Genomic DNA, 19,884 nt, shown 5'->3' with positions numbered 1-19,884 from the left:
GCCCTGTTCTTCACCGCACTCGGGATCACCCCAGCCCTTGCCCCAACCGATTCAGGCCCCTGTCGTGCAGCCATGGAACGACCATCGGCGTCCGCGGCGAGCAGCAGCGACTCGACACCCTGACCATCAAGGCCAACGTGGTGATTCTGGATTCGACGACTTCCGCACTGGTGACTCGGACGGTATCGACCGCGACCAGCGGACGTCGGAGCGCCTCGTCGGCCTCGTTGCTGTATTCCGGCAGCTACGGCGGGTGCACTCCTGACATCTCGCGCTGAGCGATGAAAGACTCACATTCCTCCACCGCATGTCGGACCCACGCCCGCACTCGGCGCATCACCCTCGCACCCTGCGTCGCCGCGCTGGTCGTCGCTCCGGGATGCACGACGGAGCAACCGGGGTCCGAGAGTCCCGGCTCCCCGTCGGCAACCGCGGTCGACCCCACCGGCGCGCCCACACTCAACTCTGAAGAGCCACTTTTCCGCACACCTGGTAACGATCATATTTCGGGCAACGAGCTCCAGCACCATCGCTGCTACGTTGACAGCGACATTCACGGAACGATCAGTGACATTCACGGAACGATCGGAGGCACGCAGTGAAGCGTCGACTTGCCGCAATCGCTACGGGAGCCCTCCTCCTCACCTGCTCCCTTGGGGTCGGCCCTGCCCTGGCGGCAACTGAATACGGCTCCTTGTCATGCAGCCACGGTGCGACGATTGGGGTCCGGGGTGAACAACAGCGTCTCGACCGGTTGGAGATCCGTGCGGGCGGTGGGCTCGTCGATTGGACCAACTCGTCATACACCATCTCCGGAGTTTCTGGCGTGACCAGCGGCAGTTGGAGCGCATCGTCATACTCGTTGTACTACGCCGGAAGCTATGCCTGGTGCAATGGCGACATCTCACGGTGAACCATGTTCGTGCACCGGAGAGAGAATGGGAGATCCTCCAACGGGATTTGCCCGCGCCATTCCATGAGGTGGTTGCCCCGGCAGCGAGGGATCACCGACATCCTCCTCTCGGTCAGCTGGCGTGAGTTCACACGGCTCACGATCTGCATGAGCGCCATAGCCACGATGGCTGTCAGCTGTTCAGGGCCACCAGCGACAGAGGACCATCCGGCGACCTCGGGAGCTCCGGCCGTGAACCCTCGGACATGGGAACCGGACCAGGAGATCTCCCACCGCACGTACTCGGACCAAGAGCTCGAGCAGTTCCGCGTCAGCTTCCTGGACGAACAAGCGGCGTCGATGGACATCGAGTCTCCGCCTGAGGTCGAGCTCGTCAGATGGACCTTCACACGCGAAGAGCATTCCCAGGCACTGGCAACGTGCGTCACCGAGGCCGGATTCCCAGCTGAGTCCGCCTCTCATGGAGGCGTCTCGTTCGACCCTCCCCCTCCTGCCGCCCAGAACGATGCAGTTTACCTGGCACTCTACGTCTGCGACGCGAAATACACCCCGCACCCCGCTCTGGTCACCGACTGGACCCCAGAGCAGATCGGAATGGCCTGGGACTACTGGAACGAAGCGTTCATCCCGTGCCTCGAAGCGCAGGGGGTGCCCATCCCCGAAGCAGAGGTTCCGTCCCGGCAGACGTACATCGACACTTTCTTCGCTGGTGAGCCCCGGTGGTACCCGCCGGCCTGGGTCGCACAACTGGGCGACAGAGCTGACGCCGTCGAGGACGCGTGCCCGCCGATGCCGCCCCACGAATACTTCTATGGCAGCTGACACCCAGGAGATCCACCGGTGAACGAAGACGACGCAGTTGGAGACCCGAGCTCGCCGACTCCACCATCACAGAAGCATCCGCGGCGCGCCCGCACGGTCGGCGTGACGGTGATCGTGCTGCTCCTGATCGTCGGCGGGTACTGGATCGGCAGGACGACTGCCGGCGGCAGCGACGACGAGACGGCCGCCCCCGCGTCCGAGACACGCACCGTCGAGGTGAGCACTCAAGAGGTCGGGAGATCGCTCACCCTGGTCACCTCGGTGACGAGGGAGTTCTCGACGGTGGCGACGAATCGCCTCTCGGGGACCATCACGGAGGTCGGTGATCTCGACGCCATCGAGCCCGGCGACATTCTGTACCGGGTGGACCATGTCCCCGTCCGGGCTGTCGCCGGGACGGTGCCCTTCTACCGGGACCTGGGCCGCGGGGACTCCGGGGACGATGTGGCCCAGCTCCAGGAGACGTTGCGCGCATTGGATCTGCTGTCGGGCCCCTCCGACGGCGAGTTCGGCCCGGCCACCAGGGATGCTGTCCGTGACTGGCAGGAGTCGCTCGGCCTCGAGGAGACCGGTGAGATCACTCTGGGCAGGCTCATCGCGATCCCTCAGCTGCCCGGCCCCGTCCGTTTGGACCCGTCAATCATCGCCCCTGGCCTGCTCGTCTCCGGCGGGGAGTCGGTGGTCGCCGTGCCGGGCGACGAGCCGGAGTTCGTGATGCATCTCAGCACCGCCCAGGCCGATCTGATCCCCTCCGGGGCAACGCTGACCGTCACCCACGGGGAGCAGTCCTGGCCGGCAGTCATCGCCTCCTCCGGGCCCGGCGATCAGGGGACCGACCTCACCCTCACCGCGCCAGACGGCTCCTCGGTCTGCGGCCAGGAGTGCAGTGCGCTGAGCGGCGCCGAGACGATCAATCTCATGACCCAGGTGGAGATCGTCCCGTCCGTCACGGGGCCCGCGATCCCGCTGGCCGCGATCAGCACCGGCCCCGACGGCCGCACCACGGTCGAACATGCCGACGGCACCGACGTCGAGGTCGAGATCCAGGGGATCGAGGCCGGGATCGCAGTGGTCGACGGTCTGGACGCGGGGGACGAGATCAGGCTCCCCGACGGCGCAGCGCCTCCTCCCTCCGACGGGGGCGGCTGATGGACCGCGCCGATCTCGCCGTCGAGGATCTCCGCTTCCGCTACCGCCGCGGCGGCGAGGAGATGTACCGCGGGTTGAACGCCACCTTCACCCCCGGTGCTGTCACTGCCATCACCGGTGCATCCGGCCGGGGCAAGAGCACCCTGCTCTACCTGCTCGGGCTCCTCCTGTCGCCGTCCTCGGGCCGGGTCCTGCTCGATGGGCAGGACGTCTCCGCGGCGCCCGACGCCGAGCGCTCGGCGCTGCGAGCCGGACGGTTCGGCTTCGTCTTCCAGGACTCCGAGCTGGACCCCACCCGGACCCTGCTGGACAGCGTCAGCGAGGTGGGGCTGTACGGCGGTATGCCCGCTGGGACGCTGCGGCCCCGGGCGCGGGAGCTGCTGGACCGTTTCGGCCTCGGGCACCGTGCCGATCATCGCCCCGGCCAGATCAGCGGCGGGCAAGCTCAGCGGGTGGCGCTGTGCCGGGCGCTGATGAACGATCCGGACATCGTCCTGGCCGATGAGCCCACCGGGAACCTCGACCCGGGCAATGCGGATCTGGTGCTCGACCAGCTCACCGAGATCGCCGCAGACGGCCGTTCCGTGCTGATCGCGACCCACGACCCGCAGGTCCTCGCCCGCAGCACGGAGGAGCTGGCGCTGTGAAGATCTCCGCACTGTGCCGCGAGGCGCTGGTGAGCGCCCTCGCCGCCCGAACCTCCTCCGCGCTGGTGATGGTCGTGGCCGCCGCCATGTGCCTGGCAGCGATCCTCACCGCCGGCCAGGCCGAGGCCAGCCGCAGCGCGATCCACGATCAGCTCACCAGCGACAGCTCACGCCTGGTGAGCGTCTCTGCCCAGGACGAGGCCGGATTCGTCACCCCGGCGACCGTCGGCGTGATCCATGGGCTGGATTCGACCGATGTGGTGCTCGCCCGCACGCCGGCCACCGATGTGGTCAATGCCGCCACCGGCACCGGTGGCCCGGTCGTGCCCCTGTGGGAGGTGCACGGTGACCTCGACTCCGCCGTCACCCTGCTCAGCGGCCGCTGGCCGCAGCCCGGTGAAGCACTGATCTCCGAGACGTCCCGACAGACCTTCGGCCTCACCGACGACGCCGGGGCCGCCCAGCTGGGAGAGGGCCGCCAGATCCCGATCGTCGGGACCTTCCGCGCCGCCCCGGCATTCACCGTCTACGATGCCGGGATCCTCGCCGTCAGCACGCCGGGCACCCCACTGGCCTCGGTCGACGTACTCGCGACGTCCCTGGCGGATGTCGAGGCGGCCCAGGCCGGCACCCTCGAGATCCTGGCTCCCGACGGCCCGCAGCAGGTGACCGTCGAGTCCCAGCTCAGTGCGGCCCGTACGGCGATGGAGCTCGATGCCCAGCTGGCCGAGACGTCCCGCACGCTGCTGATCACCGTGCTGGGGATCGGTCTGCTGCTGGTCTGCGCCGTGGTGCTGGCAGACGTGCTCATCCGGGCCCGGGACCTCGGACGACGACGAACGCTGGGCATCAACCGCACCGATCTGGTGGCGATGGTCTCGCTGCGCGCGGGCGCGGCGGCCGTTCCCGGGATCGTGGCTGCCGTGGGAGTCACGCTGGCGCTCGGCCAGGACATCGTCGACGTCTCCCCCCTGGTGGCTCTGCCCATCGGACTGCTCACCCTGGATGCCGTGCTGCTGGCCGCGATCCCGCCGGCGCTGCTGGCGGCCTTCCGCGACCCGGTGCGCGTGATGCGAGTGGCCTGAACCGCCCAGCAGCTGCCATCGCCGGAGCAGGTCGCGGGCCGGACGATCTGACGGCTGGTGGACACGTTCTGATCGACGCTCCCGGGCGGCGTGACCATCGACATCATCACGACGACCGCAGAGGGCGCCCCGGCCTCGGCACGGAGCGACAGCCACGGGAACGTTCGGATAACGATTCAGAGTGCGGCGAGAACATTTTTACGACACATGACACCCTCGAAATGCACCTAAGGTCGAGAACCTCTGAGGAGAACTGCCATGACGCGCCGTCTCGCCACTATCACGACCACCTTTCTTCTCGCCGTCTGTGCAGTGGGAGCGGGTCCCGCACTCGCTGCGACCGACTCCGGCTCACTCACCTGATGCCCTCAAGGACGCGTCGCCTTCGGCTCGCCGCAGTCATCGCACTCTCCGCGCTGATCACACTCACCGGATGCTCGGACACGCCCTCGAGCACTCCCACCCCTCAGCACACGACGACTGCGGAAGACCCGCACACGTGGGTCCCGGACGAACCGATCGAGCACCCCACGTACAGCAAGGAAGAGCTCGACGAGTATCGATCCGCCTATCTGGATGAGCGCGCAGGATTATTGGATTCACCTCCCCCGGACGTCGAACTGATCCGCTGGACGACCACCCCGGAGGACAATTGGGAAACGACTGTCACCTGCCTCACAGAGGCGGGCTTCCCGGCCGAAGTCGGTCCGACGGGCGGAACCGTGTTCACGCCACCGGTGCCAACATCGCAGGAGGACGCCCTTCTCCTGGCGCAATATATCTGCGACGCTCAATACACGCCGGTCCCCGCACTTCGCACCGATTGGACGCCGGAACAGATCGGAATGGCGTGGGATTACTGGACCGAAGCCTTCATTCCCTGCCTGGAATCCAATGGGGTCACTATTCCCGATGTACCCACGCCCTCTCGCGAGACGTACATCGACACCTTCTTCGACGGGCCCCGCGCGTGGTATCCGCCCGACTGGATCCCGCACGACCAGCCTCGTCGCGAACGGATCGCAGAGAGCTGCCCGCCGATGCCTCCCCATGAGTACTTCTACGGCACGTGAGCGCCCCGGAGATGCCCATGTGCGCCGCTCTCCCAGCGCAGGTCCTCCGTGGGCGCCCTCCTGCAGTTCGCGCCCGGTGCATCACGCACGCGCCCACCTCCTGGCACGGTCTCTCGCCCGATCCGCCGGGTCTGGGAGAATGCTCCCCATGGCTCACTCCTTCGCGGACATCACCCCGCAGATCGCCCTGACCCCGCTCGACGGCCGCTACCGCGCGCAGACCGCGCCGCTGGTGGACCACCTCTCCGAGGCGGCGCTGAACCGCTCCCGCCTGGTGGTGGAGACCGAGTGGATGATCCACCTGCTGGATCAGCAGGTCATCCCCGGACTGCGCACCCTCACCGACGAGGAGCGGGCGCTGCTGCGCGCGATCCCGAAGGACTTCGGCGCCGACGGCATCGCCGAGCACGCCGAGATCGAGCGGGAGACCGTCCACGACGTCAAGGCGATCGAGTACTACATCAAGCGCCGCCTCGCCGGCACCAGCCTCGAGCCGCTCGCCGAGGTGGTGCACATCTACTGCACCAGCGAGGACGTCAACAACCTCTCCTACGCGCTGATGGTCAAGGGTGCGGTGGAGCAGGTGTGGCTGCCCGCGCTGCAGGGCGTGATCGCGGACCTCACTGCCCTGGCCCGCGAGGCCGCGGAGGTGCCGATGCTCTCGCGCACCCACGGCCAGCCCGCCACCCCCACCACGCTGGGCAAGGAGGTCGCGGTGTTCGCGCACCGCCTGCGCCGTCAGGAGCGACGGATCGCCGCGGACGAGTACCTGGGCAAGATCAACGGCGCGACCGGCACCTATGCCGCGCACGCCGTCTCCGTCCCGGGCGCGGACTGGCAGCAGGTCTCCCGCTCCTTCGTGGAGCACCTGGGCCTGATCTGGAACCCGCTGACCACCCAGATCGAATCCCACGACTGGCAGGCCGAGGTGTACGCGGACATCGCCCGCGCCGGTCGGATCCTGCACAACCTTGCCACCGACGTGTGGACCTACATCTCGCTGGGCTATTTCCGCCAGCGCCTGTCCGCGCAGGGCGGCACCGGCTCCTCGACCATGCCCCACAAGGTCAACCCCATCCGCTTCGAGAACGCCGAGGCGAACCTCGAGATCTCCGGCGCGCTGCTGGACTCGCTGGCCCAGACCCTGGTCACCTCGCGCCTGCAGCGCGACCTCACCGACTCCACCACTCAGCGCAACATCGGCACCGCGCTCGGCCACTCGCTGCTGGCGATCTCGAACCTGCGCAAGGGCCTCGCGGGACTGGACGTGGACGCCGACGCCATGGCCGCGGACCTCGAGGGCAACTGGGAGGTGCTCGGCGAGGCCGTGCAGTCCGTGATGCGCACCCTCGGCGTGCAGGGCGTGCCGGGCCTGGACAACCCCTACGAGCGGCTCAAGGAGCTCACCCGCGGCCACCGCGTGGACGGTGCCGGGATGCGCGCGTTCATCGAGTCGCTCGGCCTGCCCGAGGCGGAGCGGGAGCGCCTGCTGGCGCTCACCCCGCAGACCTACGTCGGCCTCGCCGCGCAGCTCGTGGGGCACCTGGACGACGAGCGGGTCTGAGCCCGCCCGCCGTCCGGGCACCCGGCGGGTCCTGCGTCAGCGCGGCCGGATCGAGAGGGTGTCGATGCTCGCCTCGGCCGGCAGGCGCAGGGCGAGGGCGACGGTCGCTGCGACCGAGGTGGGCTGCACGTAGTCCTGCTCGCGGTACTCGCCGTTCTCCGAGCCGCGCAGCTGGCGCTGCATGTCGGTGGCGACACGGCCGGGGTGCACGGAGCTGACGCGCACGCCGTGCTCGCGCTCCTCGGCGCGCAGGGAGTCCGTGAAGGCGCGCAGGGCGAACTTCGAGGCGGCGTAGGCGCCGCCGCTGGGGCCGGCGTTGAAGCCGTTGCCGGAGTTGATGGTGACCACGGTGCCGCGGGCGGCGCGCAGGGCGGGCAGCAGCAGGCGGGTCAGCTCCGCGACCGCGACCACGTTCACGGCGAGGGAGCGGGTCCACTCCCCCGCCTCCAGCTCGTCGACCCGGCCGCGCACCAGGATCCCGGCGGAGTGGACGACGCCCGCGAGCCCGCCGGAGAGGTCCAGGGCCTCGACGGCCGCGGCGACGGCGGCGTGGTCGGTGAGCTCGGCGACGAAGGGCTCGGCCGACGGGAACTGCGCCGCGAGCGCCGCGGTCGCCTCCGCGTCGCGGCCGCCGAGGATCAGGTGGTGGTCGGCGGCGAGCTCGTCGGCGACGGCGCGGCCGATGCCGCGGGTGGCGCCGGTGATCAGCACGGCCGGGAGGGACACGGGAGACGCAGCGTTCGTGGAGGTCATGGGAACGAGTCTGGCACGGCAGGACGTGGCACGATGACGCCGTGGAGCCGATGAGACCGAGCCGAGCCTGGCTGCGCGCGGAGGTGCTGGTGGTGCTCGCGCTGTCGCTGGGGCGCAGCGCCGTGTACTCGCTGCTGTCCCTCGCCCAGGCCCTCGCCGCCGGGCCGCTGTCCACCCAGTCCACGTCGCTGAACACGTCGCTGCGGGAGAACCCGTGGCTGGACCTGCTCTACCAGCTGCTCTCGATCGCCTTCACCCTGGTGCCGGTCGCGCTCGTGGTGCTGCTGCTCGCGGCGACCGCCGGGTCCGTGCACCAGGCGCTGCGGGATCTGGGGATGGACCTGGGCCGACCGCTGCGGGACCTGCTGCACGGGGTGCTCATCACCGCCGGGATCGGGATCCCGGGGCTGGCCGTGTACTACCTGGGCCGGGCGCTCGGCGCGACCGTCGAGGTGATCCCGGCGGCGCTGGCGACCCATTGGTGGACCACCCCGGTGCTGATCCTCCATGCGCTCGAGAACGCCCTGGTCGAGGAGGTGATCGTGGTCGGCTACCTCTACCAGCGCCTCGAGCGGCTCGGCTGGTCGCCGCGGCGGATCCTGCTCGCCTCCGCCCTGCTGCGCGGGGCCTGCCACACCTATCAGGGGGTGGGGCCGGGGCTCGCGAACCTCGTCATGGGGCTCGTGTTCGGCGAGTGGTACCGCCGAACCCGCCGCACCATGCCGCTGGTCGTCGCGCACACCCTGATCGACGTGGTCGCCTTCGTGGGCTACGCGCTGCTGAAGGACGTGCTGGCGACCTGAGCCGGTGGCCGCGCGCGGCGCGTCAGAGGATGAAGGGCTCGCCCTCACCGTCGGAGACGATCGGCAGCCCCGACTCGTACCAGAGGTCCATGCCGCCGGCGACGTTGATCGCGTCGTAGCCGTTGCCGTTCAGCCACTGGGCGACCTGGAAGCTGCGCCCGCCGGAGCGGCACACGATGTACAGGTCCGCGTCGTCCTCGGGGAGCTGGTCGAGGTTCTGCAGCAGGGTGCTGGCGGGCAGGTGCTGGGCGCCGGGCGCGTGCCCGGCATCCCACTCCGCCTGCTCGCGCACGTCGATGAGGTGCGCTCCCTCGGGCACGGCGTTCGGGGCGACGGTCTCGAAGTCCATGGGATCCAGACTATCCCCGCCCTGCGCCGCCGCGGAGCGCGGCCCGTCGCACGAGCGGTGAGGCGACCAGCACCGCCGCGATCACCAGGCCGTACGCGGCGAGGACGGCCAGCAGGTACTGCACGGCCTGGCCCGGGTCGCTCGGGGAGCCGAGCACCGCGGTGATCACGAGCAGGGCCGTGCCGGTGGCGAGCACGGAGCTCAGCAGCACCGGCAGCGCGATCTCGGCGAGCCGGGCGCGGTGCAGCTGGCCCACCTGGGCGCCGGCGATGTGCTGGGCGCGCAGCACCGGGACCTGGTCGATGACGCGGGCGGTCTGGGTGACGCCGGTGGTGACGGCGGCGAGGACCGCGGCGATGCCGAGGGTGAGCAGCCCGCCCGTGGTCAGCGCCGTGGCGAGCATCCGATCCTCCGCACGGGCACCGTCGGCCAGCAGCGAGATCACGGTGAGGAACCCGGCGACGACGAGGGCGAAGGTGATGCCGGAGACGGCGCGCCAGCCGGCCTTGGGGTCGGCGGCGAGGCGGCGCGCGCCCACCATCAGCGCGGGCCCGGGGGCGAGGCGCGCCGCGAGCAGTGCCAGCAGCCACACCAGGAACGGGCCGATGACGTTCAGTCCCGCGACGACCGCGCCGACGAACAGCACCAGCACCGCGATGTAGGCCATCCCGTCGGCCACCCCGCTGAGCATCCCGGCGCCGACCTGCATGAACAGCAGGAACCCGCCAACGAGCAGCGCCCAGCCCACCACGCGCAGCACCGACATGCGCACTACCCGGGAGTCGCGCGCGACGCCGAGGGGGCTGAGGGCCACGCCGGCGAGGGACACGCCCGCGGACACCGCGGCGAGCAGCACCACCCCGGCGACGCGCACCGGGTACGCCCACACCGGCATCAGCAGATCGGCGGTGGTGAAGGGGCGGATGCCGAAGTCGAGCCCGGTGAGGGCCGGGGTGACGGCGAGGTGCGCCAGCACCCCGGCGATCGCGCCGAGCAGCGCCTGCGCGGCGACGTCGAGCACGGCGACGGCCCCGACCTGTCCGGCGGTCCCGCCGACGAGGCGGGTCGTGGCGAGGTCCTGCTCCCGTCGGGCGAGCGACAGGCGCGCGGCGGAGCCGCCGAGGCCGACGGCGCTCGGCAGCAGCATGACGCTCGCGGTGAGCGCGCAGGTGACGAGGAACGGGATGAGCCCGGCCTCGCCGCCCGCGGCGGCGGAGGGCTCGGCGGGGAGGCGGCCGACGAAGGCGGCGGCACCGCCGAGGACGGTGGCGAGGATGCCGGTCGCGGCGGCGAAGGCGATCACCGGCAGCACGTCGGCGAGGGCGCCGCGGCGGCGCAGCAGCAGCGGGGCGGAGGCGAGCAGCGCGGTCATCGGGACTGCCCCTGTCCCTGCACGACCTCTCTCTGCGCGGCGGGGCGCACGAACTCGCGCTCGATGCGGCCGTCGCGCAGGGCGACGGTGCGGCGGCAGGCGGCGGCGACCGCGGCGTCGTGGGTGACCATGACGAGGGCGGCGCCGGAGTCGCGGCAGGAGTCCACGAGGATCTGCAGCACGGCCTGGCCGGTGGCCTGGTCGAGCGCGCCGGTGGGTTCGTCGGCGAAGACGACCGAGGGGCGGCCGTCGAGGGCGCGGGCGATGGCGACGCGCTGGGCCTGCCCGCCGGAGAGCTGGGTGGGGCGGCGGTCCTCCATGCCCTCAAGGCCCAGCCGCTCGAGCCAGGCGCGGGCCTCGGCGGTCGCGGCGCGGCGGGAGGTGCCGCCGAGCATGCGCGGCAGGATGACGTTCTCGAGCGCGGTGAGCTCAGGCAGCAGCTGGCCGTCCTGGAAGACGAAGCCGAAGGCGCTGCGGCGCAGGAGGGTGCGGCGGCGGTCGCCGAGCTCGGCGAGGTCCGCGCCGTCGTGCAGGACGCTGCCGGCGGTGGGGGTGAGGATCCCGGCCAGCAGGTGCAGCAGGGTGGTCTTGCCGCAGCCGGAGGGGCCCATCACGGCCAGGGAGTCGGCCGGGGCGATGTCGAGGTCCACGCCGTCCAGGGCGCGGGTCGCGGCGCCGGTGCCGCCGTAGGTCTTGCGCAGGCCGCGGGCGGCGAGGACCGGGGCGGGGCGAGGGGCGGGCGGGATGTCGACGCGGGGTGCGTAGGTCGTCGGGGCGGCGGCCGACGGGGCAGGGTGCGCCGGGACGGCCGACGGGACGGGAGCGGGTGCGTGGGTCATGGCTCCAGGCTCGCGCCCGGAGCCGGGGCGGCGCGTCCGCCTGCGGTGCGGTCCTGCCCGGTGCAGGTCAGACCGTGGGTGGACGGTCGGGTGCGCCCGTCGGCCGCCGACGGCCATCACACCCGTCGGCCACACTCAGCCCCGTCGGCCGCGCAGAGCCCCGTCGGCCGCGCCGGGCCCTGACGACGAGAAAGTCCGGTGCTGTGCCGGATCCCGAGGGATCTGGGACAGCACCGGACTCCGGTGCGCAGAGGGCCGGCGCGTGGTGGCCCGGGGCGGCTCAGCCGAAGCGGCCGGAGATGTAGTCCTCGGTCTGCTTGTTCGAGGGGTTGGTGAACATCTTCTCGGTGTCGTCGACCTCGATGAGGTGGCCGGGCTTGCCGGTGCCCGCGATGTTGAAGAAGCCGGTGCGATCCGAGACGCGCGACGCCTGCTGCATGTTGTGCGTGACGATCACGATCGTGTACTCCTCCTTCAGCTCGTGGATGAGGTCCTCGATCGCGAGGGTGGAGATCGGGTCGAGCGCGGAGCAGGGCTCGTCCATGAGGACGACCTCGGGCTTGACCGCGATGGTGCGGGCGATGCACAGACGCTGCTGCTGACCGCCGGAGAGGCCCATGCCCGGCTTGTCCAGGCGGTCCTTCACCTCGTTCCACAGGTTCGCGCCCTTGAGGGAGCGCTCGACGAGCTCGTCGCCCTCGGAGCGGGAGATGCGGCGGTTGTTGAGCTTCACGCCGGCGAGCACGTTGTCGCGGATGGACATGGTGGGGAAGGGGTTGGCCTTCTGGAACACCATGCCGACGCGGCGGCGCACGTTGACCGGGTCGATCTTCGGGTCGTAGATGTTCTCGCCGTTGATCTCGACCGTGCCCTTGGCGTACGCGCCGGGGATGACCTCGTGCATGCGGTTGAGCGTGCGGAGGAAGGTCGACTTGCCGCAGCCCGAGGGACCGATGAGGGCGGTCACGGACCGGGGGCGGATCTGGATGTCGACACCCTCGACGGCGAGGAAGTCGCCGTAGTAGATGTTGAGATCCTCGACGTTGATGGGCTGGGGGGCTGCCATCAGGAGTCCTTTCGCGGTGGGGACCGGGCTCAGCGGGAGAGCTTCGGCGAGAAGTAGTAGGCGATCAGGCGGGCGATCAGGTTCAGCACCATCACGATGACGATCAGGGTGAAGGCGGCGGCCCAGGCTCGGTCGATGTTGGTCGAGATCGAGCAGGCGTACACCTCCTGGTTGATCGGGTTGGTGACGGTGTCCGTGCGGCACTGCGCGTTGCCGGCACGGTACTGCTGGTTGATGAACGTGGGCAGGGTGGCCATGCGACCGTCGAACATGTTCCAGTTCAGGCCCGTGACCATGCCGACCGTGAGCAGCAGCGGGGCCGTCTCACCGATCACTCGGGCGATCGCCAGGGTGACGCCGGAGGTCAGACCGCCGATCGCGGTGCGCAGCACCACCTTCACGATCGTGAGCCACTTGGGCACGCCCAGCGCGTAGGAGGCCTCGCGCAGGTCCAGCGGGACCAGACGCAGCATCTCCTCCGCGGAGCGGACCACGGTGGGGATCATCAGGACCGACAGCGCGACGGCGCCCATGATGCCCATGCGGGTGCCCTGGTCGGGCATCAAGGCGATGAAGAGGCTCAATCCGAACAGACCCGCGACGATCGAGGGGATGCCGGTCATGACGTCCACGAGGAAGGTGACGCCCTTGCCGAGGACCTTCTTCCAGCCCTCCCCGGCGTACTCGACCAGGAAGATCGCGGTGAACAGGCCCACCGGGATCGAGATGATCGAGGCCCACAGGGTGATCAGCAGGGTGCCGACGGTCGCGTGGAGCACACCGCCGGCGTCCGCGCCGCCGATCACGCCCGACATGTCCGAGGTCCAGAACGCGAACGGGGTGGGCGCGGCCTTGACCACGCGGACCAGTCCGCGGCTGATGACCTCCCACATCAGGGAGATCAGCGGGAACATCGCGATGGCGAAGGCGCCGATGACGACCAGGGTCACCAGGCGGTCCATCGCCCAGCGGCGACCCTCGCGGACGCGCGAGTAGAGGTAGCCGAAGAGGAGGTGGAGGACGAAGCCCAGCAGGATCGCGCCGGGGATCGACAGGGCACCGGCGATCGCGAGGATCGCGATGGCGACCAACAGGCCGGCCAGGCCCGTGAAGACGAGGTGGTACCAGGGCAGACGGCGCTCGTCGGTCGTGCGCATCGTCGGCCGGGTCTCGGTGGGGGTGGTGGTGCTCATGCTGACCTCAGCTCTTGACGCCGCTGCGGGCGACGATCCAGCGGGCGATGGCGTTGATGATGAACGTCAAGACGAACAGCACCAGGCCCGTGAAGATGAGAAGGGACATATCGACGCCGGAGGCCTCCGCCTGCTTGGCGGCGATGTTGGCCGCGATCGACTGGTGCAGACCCACTTGCAGGATGTGGAAGCTGAAGGTGGCACCGGGCGAGAGGATCATGAGCACGGCCATGGTCTCGCCGAGCGCGCGCCCGAGGCCCAGCATCGAGGCCGCCACGACGCCGCTGCGCCCGAAGGGCAGCACGACGGTGCGGATGGTCTCCCAGCGGGTCGCGCCGAGCGCCAGGGCCGCCTCCTCCTGCAGCCGCGGGGTCTGCAGGAAGATCTCGCGGGAGACGGAGGTGATGATCGGCAGGATCATGACCGCCAGCACGACGCCGGCGGAGGCCATGTTGCGCATCGGGGAGGTCGGGTCGCCCGCGAAGAGGCCGAAGATCGGCTCGCCGCCCCAGCCGAACACCGGGGTGCCCGCCCAGTCGTACAGCGGGAAGCTCTGCGGCCAGGTGACGCCGTCGAGGAAGAAGTTCTCAGGCCAGCGCAGGAAGTTGAAGATCGAGTCCTCGTTCCCGCCGCCGAAGGTGTTGTGCAGGAACTGGTACAGCGGATCGAGCCTGGGCACGAGCCAGATGCCGCCCCAGAGGCCGTAGACCACGGAGGGCACGGCGGCCAGCAGGTCGATCATGTAGCCGAGGCCGGAGGCCATGCGGCGGGGGGCGAAGTGCGAGATGAACAGCGCGATGCCCAGCGAGATCGGCACGGCGATCAGCAGCGCGATGGTCGCGGCGAGGATCGTGCCGAAGACCAGCGGCAGGCTCTCCTCGATGAGCGAGAACTCCGCATCAGCACCGGCGAACTCCCGGCTCTCGGTGATGGCGGGCATCGACTCCGAGGTGAGGAAGATGGCGACGGCCGCCAGGGTGAGGAAGATCAGCAGGCCCGAGCCGACGCTCAGACCGCTGAAGAGGGAGTCGCCGTAGCGCTTGCTGCCGGACTTCATCGAGGCCGGCGGCGCAGCCGGGGCGTCCGGCTCGATGTCGGTGGTGCTCATGCGGGACCTTCCTCAGAGCTCACAGGACTGCGGGGGTGGGGGTGAGGTGTGGGACGCCGCTGTCGCGGCTGTGCCGCCGGGTCAGAAATGACCCGGCGGCACCCCGTTGTGCGACTGGGATCAGCCGACGGTGATCGCGTCGATCGCGGCCTGGGCCTCGGCGCGCAGCTCCTCGGAGATCGGGGCCGAGCCCGCGTTCTCCTCGCCGACCTTCTGGCCGTCCTCGGAGATGATGTAGGACGCGTACGCCTTGACGGCCTCGCCCTCGGCGGCGTCGGCGTAGGAGCCGCACAGTGCGAGGTAGGAGACCAGGACGATCGGGTACACGCCGGACTCGGTGGTGGTGCGGTCGAGATCCACGACGATGTCGTTCTCGGCGCGGCCCTCGGCGCGCGGCGAGACGTCGACGGACTTGGCGGCGGCCTCGGAGCTGTAGGGCACGAACTCCTCGCCGACCTGGATGGCGGCGGTGCCGAGGTTGACGGCCTGGGAGGCGTCGGCGTAGCCGATGGTGCCGTTGCCGCCCTCGACGGTGGAGATCAGGCCGGAGGTGCCGTCACCGGACTGGCCGCCCTCGATGGGCCAGGTCTCGACCGCGCCGTGGGTCCACGCGTCGGGAGCGTTGGCGTCGAGGTACTCGGTGAAGTTCTCGGTGGTGCCGGAGTCGTCGGAGCGGTGCACCGGGACGATGGCGGTGTCGGGGAGCTCGGCGTCGGGGTTGAGCTCGGTGATCTTGGGGTCGTTCCAGGTGGTGATGTCACCGGCGAAGATGCCGCCGATGACCTCGGCCGAGAGGTTCAGGGAGTCGACGCCCTCGAGGTTGAAGACGACCGCGATCGGGGAGATGTAGACCGGCAGGTCGAAGGCCTGCTCGCCGTTGCACACCTCGGTGGAGGAGGCGAGCTCTTCCTCGTCCAGGGCGGCGTCGGTGCCGGCGAACTTGACCTCGCCGTTCAGGAACTGCTCACGGCCGGTGCCGGACCCGGTGGGGTCGTAGGTGACCGTGAGGTCGCCGCCCTCGGCCTGCACGAGGCCCATGAAGGACTCGGTCCATGCGGTCTGGGCGTTCTGCTGCGAGGACGCGCCGGAGCCCGCGAGGTTGCCGGACAGCTCGGCGTAGCCGCCGGCCGTGGCCGCGCCGCCGTTGTCCGAGGAGCCGGAGCCGGTGGAGTCGCCACCGTTGTCCGAGCCGCCACCGCACGCGGTGAGGGCGAGGCCGCCGACGAGGCCGAGCGCGGCGAGCGAGACGAGCTTGTTCTTACGAACGTTCACTGCGTGTCCTTTCGAGGGCCGACGGCCCAGGAGTTCGACTGCTGAGGGAGGTCTGTCGGCGGTGAACCTAGGGAGAGCAGATGACGCGCCGCACGTCGTTGGATGAACAGCAGGTGAACACCCCTTGCGGATGACTGTTTCCGCAGGTCACGCCAGATTACGAACGGGTCACACTCTGGAATCCGAGGCCCGGGAGTGCGCTGCGCCACGTCGTGGCGCCCGCTCGCGTCCGCGCGCGGTCGGCGCGAGGTTGTCAGCGGGATCAGTAGCCGCCCTCGGTGCTGGCCACGATGATCACCAGCACGAAGTACGCGATGAGGAAGAGCAGCACGAGGCAGCCCAGGATCGAGAGCACCAGGCCCGCGATCGCGAGGCCCCGACCGGACTTCGGCGCGGTGGCGGACGGACCCGTCTCGCGCATGCCGAGGATCGAGAACACGAGGCCCACGGGGGCGGTGAGCCCACCGCACATGAGCAGCGAGGCGATGCCGAGGATGAAGCCGGCGACGCCCTTGCCGGAGGTCGGCATCGGAGGCGCGTAGCCCACGGGGGCGTATCCGCCGGCGCCGGCGGGAGCGGCCGACGGGGAGCCGAAGGACGGGCCGAACCCGTCGGCCGAGGGGGCCGGCGCAGCGTAGGGGTCGTGGGCGCCCGGGGCGCCCGGCGAGCCGTAGGGGGTGGAAGAGCCGTAGGAGGTCGCAGAGCTGTAGGGGTCCTGGGCGTACGGGTCCTGCCTGGAGGAGCCCTGGCCGTACGAGTTCTGGCCGTAGGGATCGGAGCTGCCGTACGGGTCCTGCGCGCCGTAGCCGCCTCGGTCGTCGCTCATCGTCGTGGGGTCCCCTTCGTGGTGGTGCGGTGTGGCAGTGGTGCGGTGTGACAGTGGTGCGGGTCGGCAGTGGTGCGGTCAGCCGATGTTGGGCAGGTGGCGCTCCACGGCGACCACCGTGCCGCCGGGCGTGGCGTGCAGCAGCAGCGCCTCCCCCGCGGCGAGGTACGGGTCCTCGCGCGGCAGCTCGAGCGCGGCGCCGGGCAGGGCCACGGCGCGCACGGCCTCGATGAGAGTGGGCAGGACGGGGCGGTGCGTGCACACCACCGTCGGCCGCGCCTCGCGCAGCACGCGGTCCATGACGGCGGCGGTGCGCGAGGGATGGTCCTTGTGCCCCGCCTCGGTGAGCTCGTCCTTGGTGCGCACCTTGAGCCCCTCGATCTTCGCCAGCGGCTCGACGGTGCTCAGGCAGCGCTCCCACGGGCTGGAGACGACGGTCGCGGGGTCGAAGGCGTCCAGGAGCGGCGGCAGGGCCTTGGCCTGCTTCTTCCCCTTGGAGTTCAGGGGCCTGGTGCCCTCGCCCTTGCGCCACTTGGCACGGGACACCGCAGCGCCGTGGCGCTGGACGATGATCGGCACGGTCTGGAGCTCGCCGGCCTCCAGGAAGCGGCGCAGCGCGGCGAGGGGCACGAGGTCGCCCTGTCGGGCGACCAGGTCCTCGGCCTCGTCCAGCGCCACCCAGCGCACCTTGTCGATCTCGCCGGCGTCCTTCGGGCCGGGGGCGACCTTCGCACGGACGGTGCCGGTCCAGTACTGGACGATCTTGGTGCGCCCGTCGGGCAGGAGGTAGACGGAGGCGGGCAACGGCCGGTGCAGCCGCACCCGGTACCCAGTCTCCTCGGCGACCTCGCGCACGGCGGCGGCGGGGAAGGTCTCGCCCTTTTCGAGCTTCCCCTTGGGGATCGACCAGTCGTCATAGCGCGGACGGTGGACGAGCAGCACCTGGATCCTCTCGCCCTTCTCGCGCCAGGCGAGGGCGCCGGCGGCGAGGACGGGCGGCGGCTTGCCGGGGACGACGCTCACGGCTCAGCCCTCGGTCGCGGCCGACGGGGCCCCGTCGATCGCGTCTCCGTCGGTCGCGCGCTGATCGTCCGCGTCCTGCCGGCGCATCTGGACGTCGCGGCCGGAGACGGTGAAGCCCCAGGCCTTGTAGAGGCGCAGCGCCGGGGCGTTGTCCGCCTCGACGTACAGCTCCACCCCGGGCACCCCGGCGGCCGCGAGGCGCTCGAGGGAGGCGGCCAGCAGCACGGTCCCCACCCGGTGGCCCTGCACCGAGGGATCGGTGGCGACGACGTAGATCTCGGCGTCGGACGGCGCGGTCGCCGCCTCCCCCGCGTCCTCGCGCTTGGCCCACACGAAGCCGACGAGCTCGTCGCCCCGTCGGCCGACGACCATGTCGCCTGCGTCGAACCAGGACTGGGCCATGCGCTGGTCGAGGTCGGCGCGGGTCAGGGCGCCCTGCTCGGGATGGGAGGCGAAGGCGCGGGCGTTCACGCCGACCCATGCGTCGGCGTCGCGCTCGGGGTCGAAGGTGCCGAGGGTCAGCCCCGGCAGGGTCGACCCCGGCGCCGCGGGCAGCGGCTCGGCATCCGGACCGAGCGGGCGGTGGAGGGTCAGCAGACGGCGGGTCTCGCCGAGGCCGGCCGACGTGAGGAAGGCCAGGGAGCCCTCGAGCGCGCCGTGCGCCCACACGCCCGCGTCGGGGCGCTCGGCGAGCGCGGCCTCGAGCAGGGCGGTGCCGTGGCCGCGTCGTCGGTGTCCCGGATGGACCATGCCCTGCACCGTGCCGTCGGCGAGCACGCTCGCATAGGCGAGCGCCGTGCCCTCCTCCTCGAGCAGGAGGTGCCGGGCGCCGGCGCCGTCCAGGGCCAGCCGCGCCGCCTCGTCGAGCGCAGCGACGCCGTCGTGCGCGGTCGCCGCATCGAGCAGGGCGCGGACCCCGTCCCGACTCTCCGGGGACAGCTCGGACGTGGTGATCATGAGGTCCTTCCGGGGAGGGGCGGACGGGCGGTGCGGCGACGGCCGGCGCGCGGGATGCGCCGGGTTCGGGGCACGAGTATGCCTTCACCTGCGGCCACTCGTAGACTGCCACTGTAGCGCCCGGCGGGATGATGCCCGCCTGCGCGTCGAGACGACCGGAACGGACAGCGAGGGAGGCCCAGTGACCGCTCCCGAGCGCGCCCCGCTCGGCGCCGCCCTCGCGCTGCTCCTGGCCCTGGTCTCCCTCACCGGCCCCCTCTCCCCCGCCCTGATGGCCGTCGCCGTCGGCGTCCTCGCCCTCCTGGTCGGGATCGGCTGGCCGGACCTGCTCGAGCTCCCCTCGGCCACCGGCACCCGCATCGTCGTCGCCGCCACCGGGATCGTCGGCGCCCTCGTCGCCGTCCTCGCCCCCGAGCGCTTCACCCCGGTCTCCGGGGTGGTGATGGTGTGCGCGACCGGTGTGTTCGCCTCCTTCGTCCACCAGATGCTGCGCCCGGAGCGGCGAGGGCTCACCGAGTCGCTCACCGGCACCGTCGCGGGCGTGTTCGTCTCGGGCATCGGCGCCTGCTGGGTGATCGCGCAGAACGAGTCTGCAGATCTCGGCACGGGGACCGTGGTCACCGCGATCGCCGCGGGCCTCGCCGCGACCCTGCTGCTGGGCGCGACCCCGCTGCGGGCGCTCGCGCGCTTCGCCGCCTCCGTGCTCGTCGGCGCCGCCGTCACGGCCGCCCTCGCCGCGACCCTGGCCGGCATGGCCCCGCTCGTCGCCGTCCTGGTGGGGCTGGTGACCGCCGTCGGGGCGAGCGCCGCGCAGCTGCTCGTGGACTCCTCCCTCGTGGCCCGCGACCCCCTGCCCTCCCTCGCCGTCGCCGCGGTGCCGGTGGCGACCGTGGGCGTGCTCGCCCACCTCGCCGTCATACTCGGGCTCTGACACGGACTCCGACTCCGACCCTGCCGCCCGACGTGCCCGGGCCCGCACCGGGACGCTAGACTTCCCCCATGTCCGCGATGTCGCTGTTCTTCCTGCTCCTTGTCGTCCTGGTGGGTGTCGGCACCCTCGCCTTCGCCGT

The 19,884-nt window shown here is 71.0% G+C and carries 19 protein-coding genes; 8 read left to right on the top strand and 11 right to left on the bottom strand.

Annotated features, from left to right (window positions below; all coding sequences use genetic code 11):
• The first annotated feature begins 1,144 nt into the window (after positions 1–1,144).
• The 6 genes from HNR70_RS01330 to purB all read left to right on the top strand — a co-directional run bounded on the left by HNR70_RS01330 (position 1,145) and on the right by purB (position 7,253).
• Entirely contained in the window at positions 1,145–1,735 is a 591-nt protein-coding gene (locus tag HNR70_RS01330) for a hypothetical protein (RefSeq protein ID WP_221421068.1), read from the top strand.
• A 108-nt stretch (positions 1,736–1,843) separates the two neighbouring features.
• Positions 1,844–2,884 (top strand): peptidoglycan-binding domain-containing protein, encoded by a 1,041-nt coding sequence (locus HNR70_RS01325; protein ID WP_221421067.1) that lies wholly within the window; start codon positions 1,844–1,846, stop codon positions 2,882–2,884.
• On the top strand, positions 2,884–3,531 hold the full coding sequence (locus HNR70_RS01320; protein ID WP_184324069.1) for an ABC transporter ATP-binding protein: 648 nt from the start codon (positions 2,884–2,886) through the stop codon (positions 3,529–3,531). The genes HNR70_RS01325 and HNR70_RS01320 overlap by 1 nt, the downstream gene beginning before the upstream one ends.
• Positions 3,528–4,616 carry an ABC transporter permease family protein gene (locus tag HNR70_RS01315; RefSeq protein WP_184324068.1) on the top strand — a complete coding sequence of 363 codons (1,089 nt, stop codon included), beginning with the start codon at positions 3,528–3,530 and terminating at the stop codon, positions 4,614–4,616. The genes HNR70_RS01320 and HNR70_RS01315 overlap by 4 nt, the downstream gene beginning before the upstream one ends.
• Before the next feature lie 362 nt (positions 4,617–4,978).
• A complete protein-coding gene (locus HNR70_RS01310; RefSeq protein ID WP_184324067.1) occupies positions 4,979–5,689 on the top strand; it encodes a hypothetical protein in 711 nt (236 codons plus the stop codon).
• A gap of 148 nt (positions 5,690–5,837) precedes the next feature.
• On the top strand, positions 5,838–7,253 hold the full coding sequence (gene purB, locus HNR70_RS01305) for an adenylosuccinate lyase (protein ID WP_184324066.1): 1,416 nt from the start codon (positions 5,838–5,840) through the stop codon (positions 7,251–7,253).
• A 36-nt stretch (positions 7,254–7,289) separates the two neighbouring features.
• Here purB and HNR70_RS01300 read toward each other — a convergent pair whose 3' ends face one another.
• Positions 7,290–8,006, bottom strand: coding sequence for an SDR family oxidoreductase (locus HNR70_RS01300; protein WP_184324065.1), 717 nt, complete (start codon positions 8,004–8,006; stop codon positions 7,290–7,292).
• Between the two features lie 50 nt (positions 8,007–8,056).
• Between HNR70_RS01300 and HNR70_RS01295 the strand changes: the two genes are divergently transcribed.
• Positions 8,057–8,809, top strand: a complete 753-nt coding sequence (locus tag HNR70_RS01295) for a CPBP family intramembrane glutamic endopeptidase (protein ID WP_184324064.1) — start codon at positions 8,057–8,059, stop codon at positions 8,807–8,809.
• 22 nt (positions 8,810–8,831) lie between these two features.
• On the opposite strand, the gene HNR70_RS01290 is transcribed toward HNR70_RS01295, so the two are convergent.
• The 10 genes from HNR70_RS01290 to mshD form a co-directional block, all read right to left on the bottom strand.
• The gene (locus HNR70_RS01290; protein WP_184324063.1) at positions 8,832–9,158 is read right to left on the bottom strand and encodes a rhodanese-like domain-containing protein; all 327 of its coding nucleotides are present in this window, start codon (positions 9,156–9,158) and stop codon (positions 8,832–8,834) included.
• 10 nt (positions 9,159–9,168) lie between these two features.
• Entirely contained in the window at positions 9,169–10,530 is a 1,362-nt protein-coding gene (locus HNR70_RS01285; RefSeq protein WP_184324062.1) for a permease, read from the bottom strand.
• Positions 10,527–11,369 (bottom strand): ABC transporter ATP-binding protein, encoded by an 843-nt coding sequence (locus HNR70_RS01280; protein ID WP_184324061.1) that lies wholly within the window; start codon positions 11,367–11,369, stop codon positions 10,527–10,529. Before HNR70_RS01280 ends, HNR70_RS01285 begins: the two co-directional genes overlap by 4 nt.
• A gap of 280 nt (positions 11,370–11,649) precedes the next feature.
• On the bottom strand, positions 11,650–12,435 hold the full coding sequence (gene pstB, locus HNR70_RS01275; protein ID WP_184324060.1) for a phosphate ABC transporter ATP-binding protein PstB: 786 nt from the start codon (positions 12,433–12,435) through the stop codon (positions 11,650–11,652).
• Between the two features lie 29 nt (positions 12,436–12,464).
• Positions 12,465–13,628: a phosphate ABC transporter permease PstA gene (pstA, locus tag HNR70_RS01270; protein WP_184324059.1), complete on the bottom strand. Its 1,164-nt coding sequence runs from the start codon at positions 13,626–13,628 to the stop codon at positions 12,465–12,467.
• A gap of 7 nt (positions 13,629–13,635) precedes the next feature.
• On the bottom strand, positions 13,636–14,736 hold the full coding sequence (locus HNR70_RS01265) for a PstC family ABC transporter permease (protein WP_184324058.1): 1,101 nt from the start codon (positions 14,734–14,736) through the stop codon (positions 13,636–13,638).
• A 120-nt stretch (positions 14,737–14,856) separates the two neighbouring features.
• A complete protein-coding gene (gene pstS, locus HNR70_RS01260; RefSeq protein WP_184324057.1) occupies positions 14,857–16,008 on the bottom strand; it encodes a phosphate ABC transporter substrate-binding protein PstS in 1,152 nt (383 codons plus the stop codon).
• 262 nt (positions 16,009–16,270) lie between these two features.
• Complete coding sequence (locus HNR70_RS01255; RefSeq protein WP_184324056.1) at positions 16,271–16,834, bottom strand: DUF4190 domain-containing protein; 564 nt, start codon at positions 16,832–16,834, stop codon at positions 16,271–16,273.
• A gap of 78 nt (positions 16,835–16,912) precedes the next feature.
• Entirely contained in the window at positions 16,913–17,857 is a 945-nt protein-coding gene (locus HNR70_RS01250; protein ID WP_184324055.1) for an NUDIX hydrolase, read from the bottom strand.
• Between the two features lie 3 nt (positions 17,858–17,860).
• Positions 17,861–18,814: a mycothiol synthase gene (gene mshD, locus HNR70_RS01245; RefSeq protein WP_184324054.1), complete on the bottom strand. Its 954-nt coding sequence runs from the start codon at positions 18,812–18,814 to the stop codon at positions 17,861–17,863.
• 181 nt (positions 18,815–18,995) lie between these two features.
• On the opposite strand from mshD, the gene HNR70_RS01240 reads away from it, so the two are divergent.
• Positions 18,996–19,745, top strand: coding sequence for a hypothetical protein (locus tag HNR70_RS01240; RefSeq protein WP_184324053.1), 750 nt, complete (start codon positions 18,996–18,998; stop codon positions 19,743–19,745).
• Positions 19,746–19,884 lie beyond the last annotated feature (139 nt).

It is taken from the genome of Brachybacterium aquaticum, from assembly GCF_014204755.1.
GTDB lineage: Bacteria > Actinomycetota > Actinomycetes > Actinomycetales > Dermabacteraceae > Brachybacterium > Brachybacterium aquaticum.
Note: the sequence above shows the minus strand (reverse complement) of the source record. Positions and strands in the feature narration are given on the sequence as shown.